Source organism: Streptococcus sp. GMD3S (assembly GCF_000298695.2).
Lineage (GTDB): Bacteria > Bacillota > Bacilli > Lactobacillales > Streptococcaceae > Streptococcus.
In genome coordinates, this window is the sequence record NZ_AJRC02000057.1 from 1 (window position 1) to 4696 (window position 4696).

Annotated in this window: 6 protein-coding genes and 1 pseudogene; all 7 read left to right on the top strand. The window is 46.1% G+C overall.

The genetic code is table 11. The features are described from left to right. The coding region (locus tag GMD3S_RS0210020; protein WP_025173010.1) for a phosphoribosylamine--glycine ligase at window positions 1-722 on the top strand (722 nt) is incomplete at its 5' end. Window positions 723-1008: 286 nt separating this feature from the next. Continuing rightward, window positions 1009-1101: pseudogene (locus GMD3S_RS11135) on the top strand (phosphoribosylaminoimidazole carboxylase); the annotation flags it as partial. Between the two features lie 28 nt (window positions 1102-1129). Further along, window positions 1130-1618, top strand: coding sequence for a 5-(carboxyamino)imidazole ribonucleotide mutase (gene purE, locus GMD3S_RS0210025; protein WP_000805605.1), 489 nt, complete (start codon window positions 1130-1132; stop codon window positions 1616-1618). Further along, the gene (gene purK, locus GMD3S_RS0210030) at window positions 1605-2696 is read left to right on the top strand and encodes a 5-(carboxyamino)imidazole ribonucleotide synthase (RefSeq protein ID WP_000099072.1); all 1092 of its coding nucleotides are present in this window, start codon (window positions 1605-1607) and stop codon (window positions 2694-2696) included. The genes purE and purK overlap by 14 nt, the downstream gene beginning before the upstream one ends. 1 nt (window position 2697) lies before the next feature. After that, window positions 2698-2826, top strand: a complete 129-nt coding sequence (locus GMD3S_RS11115) for a hypothetical protein (protein ID WP_272942513.1) — start codon at window positions 2698-2700, stop codon at window positions 2824-2826. A 24-nt stretch (window positions 2827-2850) separates the two neighbouring features. After that, window positions 2851-3429, top strand: coding sequence for a hypothetical protein (locus GMD3S_RS0210040; RefSeq protein ID WP_000031524.1), 579 nt, complete (start codon window positions 2851-2853; stop codon window positions 3427-3429). A gap of 170 nt (window positions 3430-3599) precedes the next feature. Continuing rightward, on the top strand, window positions 3600-4696 hold a 1097-nt coding region (gene purB, locus GMD3S_RS0210045), incomplete at its 3' end, for an adenylosuccinate lyase (protein ID WP_025173011.1).

Sequence of the window (4696 nt, forward strand, 5' to 3'; positions counted from 1 at the left end):
GTGTGGTCATCGAGGAATTCCTTGACGGAGAAGAGTTCTCTCTCTTTGCCTTTGTCAATGGGGACAAGTTCTACATCATGCCAACGGCTCAGGACCATAAACGTGCCTATGACGGCGACAAGGGCCCTAACACGGGTGGTATGGGAGCTTATGCGCCAGTTCCTCACTTGCCACAGAGCGTGGTTGATACGGCGGTTGAGACTATTGTCAAGCCAGTTCTTAAAGGAATGATAAAAGAAGGTCGTCCGTATCTTGGTGTCCTTTACGCAGGGCTTATTTTGACTGCTGACGGTCCGAAGGTTATAGAGTTTAACGCTCGATTTGGAGATCCCGAAACTCAGATTATCTTGCCTCGTTTGACATCTGACTTTGCGCAAAATATCACGGATATTCTCGATGGCAAGGAGCCAAACATCACGTGGACGGACAAGGGTGTGACTCTGGGTGTGGTTGTCGCATCCCAGGGCTACCCGCTAGACTATGAAAAAGGTGTTAAGCTTCCATCCAAGACCGAAGGCGACATTATCACCTACTATGCTGGAGCTAAGTTTGCGGAAAATAGCAGAGCGCTGCTATCAAATGGTGGACGTGTCTATATGCTCGTCACCACAGCAGATACCGTCAAAGAAGCCCAAGAAACCATCTACCAAGAACTCTCCCAACAAAAAACAGAAGGCCTCTTTTACCGAACAGATATCGGAAGCAAGGCCATAAAAGATTAACAGACATATTTGCCATGGCGAGCGAAAGCGAGCCACTATAGAATAATCGTCGCAGTAGTGGAACTCCTAGTAGCTTTGCTACTAGGAGCGGAAAACTGGAGACCTAGGCTCCAGTTTTAGTAATGGAACGCCACAAGCGTTCGCTTACGTCCGCACTACATTAGACGATTATTAAAAAGAAAAATAAAAATTCACAAAATACGTTAATGGTCGTATGGTTTGCGAGCATTAGCGAGCTAATATAGAGCAATCACCGCCGTTGTGAAAGAAGGCTTGGCTTTGTTAGCCAAGCCTTCAGGGAAATCGGAAGACCTTGGGCTTCCGATTTAGGCATGAGACACCTTTGGTGGCTGCTGCCGTCCCTCACAACCTAAGGTGATTGTTGAAAGGAAGAAAAAGGAGAAGAAATGAAACCAGTAATTTCCATTATTATGGGCTCAAAATCCGACTGGGCAACCATGCAAAAAACCGCCGAAGTCCTAGACCGCTTCGGTGTAGCCTACGAAAAGAAGGTTGTCTCTGCCCACCGGACACCAGATCTCATGTTCAGACATGCGGAGGAAGCTCGTAGCCGTGGTATCAAGGTCATTATCGCAGGTGCAGGTGGGGCAGCCCATTTGCCAGGTATGGTTGCAGCTAAAACAACCCTTCCTGTCATCGGTGTACCTGTCAAATCTCGTGCTCTTAGTGGTGTAGACTCGCTCTACTCTATCGTACAGATGCCGGGTGGTGTGCCTGTTGCGACTATGGCTATCGGTGAAGCTGGAGCGACAAATGCGGCCCTCTTTGCCCTCCGTCTCCTTTCAGTAGAGGACCTGGTTATTGCGACAGCTTTGGCTGATTTCGCAGAAGAGCAAGGAAAAATAGCAGAGGAGTCTACAAATGAGCTCATCTAAAACAATCGGAATTATCGGTGGTGGTCAGCTGGGTCAGATGATGGCCATTTCTGCTATCTACATGGGGTACAAGGTTATCGCGCTGGATCCTGCGGCGGATTGTCCAGCCTCCCGTGTGGCGGAAATCATCGTAGCTCCTTATAATGATGTGGACGCCCTTCGTCAGTTGGCGGATCGATGTGATGTTCTCACTTATGAATTTGAAAATGTCGACGCCGATGGTTTGGATGCCGTTATCAAGGATGGACAACTCCCACAAGGAACTGACTTGCTCCGCATTTCTCAAAATCGCATCTTTGAAAAGGACTTTCTCGCAAACAAGGCCCAAGTCACTGTGGCACCCTACAAGGTTGTGACTTCAAGTCAAGACTTGGCAGATATCGACCTGTCGAAAAACTATGTCCTTAAGACTGCGACCGGTGGCTACGATGGGCATGGGCAAAAGGTCATTCGCTCAGAAGCAGAATTGGAAGAAGCCTATGCACTCGCTGACTCAGCAGACTGTGTCTTGGAAGAATTTGTTAACTTCGACCTTGAAATTTCTGTCATCGTATCAGGAAATGGTAAGGATGTGACGGCTTTCCCAGTTCAGGAAAATATTCATCGCAACAACATTCTTTCAAAAACCATTGTGCCAGCTCGCATTTCGGAAAGTTTAGCTGAGAAAGCCAAAGCTATGGCCGTGCGAATCGCAGAACAACTGAACCTTTCTGGAACGCTATGCGTGGAAATGTTTGCGACGGCTGATAATATCATCGTCAACGAGATTGCCCCACGTCCACATAATTCAGGCCACTACTCGATTGAAGCCTGTGACTTCTCGCAGTTTGATACCCATATTCTCGGTGTTCTGGGAGCACCATTGCCAGCTATCCACCTGCATGCCCCAGCCGTCATGCTCAATGTCCTCGGCCAGCACGTCGAGGCTGCAGAAACATATGTCACAGAAAATCCAAGCGCCCACCTCCACATGTATGGTAAAATAGAAGCAAAGCACAACCGCAAGATGGGACACGTGACCTTGTTTAGTGATGTACCGGATAGTGTGGTTGAGTTTGGGAAAGGGATTGATTTTTGAAATGACAGAAGAATTTGATGAATCATTAGATGTATATGATGCTGCGGATATTTGGTTATCTAACGGAATGGATGAAGATTACACATTTGGTTATTCGGAAGAAGAACTTAGACGTGCCTTGGAAGATTAGTTTATACAATATAAAGGATACACAATGTCAAAAGAAATTTTTAATTCTAAAGAAACTCTTCTTGCTGCGGGAGAAATTATTACCATTTCAGAAAAAATTGCTCAAGGCAAATTGACTAAGATAACTGAAATTGAAGATGAAAAAATTCGTGAACTCATTGAGAATGGAATTAAATATAGTAAATCTAATGCTGATAAAATTGGTGGTGCTTTAGGTGCCACTGCTGGAGGAGGTTTAGGTGTTGTTAGTGGGTTTGGTCTTATTACTTTAATGGCTGCTGAAGGAACAGCTGGGGCAGCAGTAGTTACTAGTGGTTTAGCGGGTATAGGAGCTGTATTTGGCGGAGGAATGTTAGCAGGTCTGGGAACGATATTGGTTATTCCAGCTGCATTAGCTGCAGTCGGAGGAATAGTTGGTTTGATACTTTCTTCTAAAAATAAAGTTAGTAGAAATGAGGCAAAAAAAGAACTTCTTTCTGAGGCAGCAAGGATTTTAATAGATTTGAAAATAAAAGTTCAGGAAGTGAATAGTGAGTTTGTGCTAGGTGCTCTATTAACACTTAAAGCATTGATAAATGATTTGAATAGAGATTTAGAAAATTAGAACAAAGCAGTAGTGACCGTAGGTCACTCACCAGATGTTTCACGCCGTGGGGAGAGCGTAAGCGACGGAATTGTTGAGACCTTAGGCTCAACAATTAGCCATGAAACCGAAGGTTTGCTGGCGTCCGCCCCACCTAAGTGAAACATCAAAAAGAAAGGATTTAAACAAAAATGATCAACCGTTACTCTCGCCCTGAGATGGCGAATATTTGGAGTGAAGAAAATAAATACCGTGCTTGGCTTGAGGTGGAAATCTTGGCTGACGAGGCATGGGCTGAGTTGGGAGAAATCCCTAAGGAAGATGTGGCTTTGATTCGTGAAAAGGCTGACTTTGACATCGACCGTATTTTGGAGATTGAGCAAGAGACTCGTCACGATGTGGTGGCTTTCACGCGTGCGGTTTCTGAGACTCTTGGTGAAGAGCGCAAGTGGGTTCACTATGGTTTGACTTCTACCGACGTGGTGGATACTGCCTACGGTTACCTCTACAAGCAGGCCAACGACATTATCCGTCGTGACCTTGAAAACTTCACCAACATCATCGCTGACAAGGCCAAGGAGCACAAGTTCACCATCATGATGGGGCGTACCCACGGTGTGCATGCGGAACCGACGACTTTTGGTCTTAAATTGGCAACATGGTACAGCGAAATGAAGCGCAACATCGAGCGTTTCGAACATGCGGCTGCTGGTGTGGAAGCTGGTAAGATTTCTGGTGCGGTTGGTAACTTTGCCAACATCCCACCATTCGTTGAAAAATACGTCTGCGACAAACTCGGTATCCGTGCTCAAGAAATCTCTACACAGGTGCTTCCTCGTGACCTTCACGCTGAGTACTTCGCAGTTCTTGCCAGCATCGCAACTTCTATCGAGCGTATGGCGACTGAAATTCGTGGTCTTCAAAAATCTGAGCAACGCGAAGTAGAAGAGTTCTTTGCCAAAGGTCAAAAAGGGTCTTCAGCCATGCCTCACAAACGCAACCCTATCGGTTCTGAAAACATGACAGGTCTTGCGCGTGTTATCCGTGGTCACATGGTGACGGCCTATGAAAACGTAGCCCTTTGGCACGAACGTGACATCTCTCACTCATCAGCTGAGCGCATCATCACACCAGATACGACTATTTTGATCGACTACATGCTCAACCGTTTCGGAAATATCGTCAAGAATTTGACGGTCTTCCCAGAAAACATGATCCGCAACATGAACTCAACTTTCGGTCTTATCTTTAGCCAACGTGCGATGTTGACCTTGATTGAAAAAGGCAT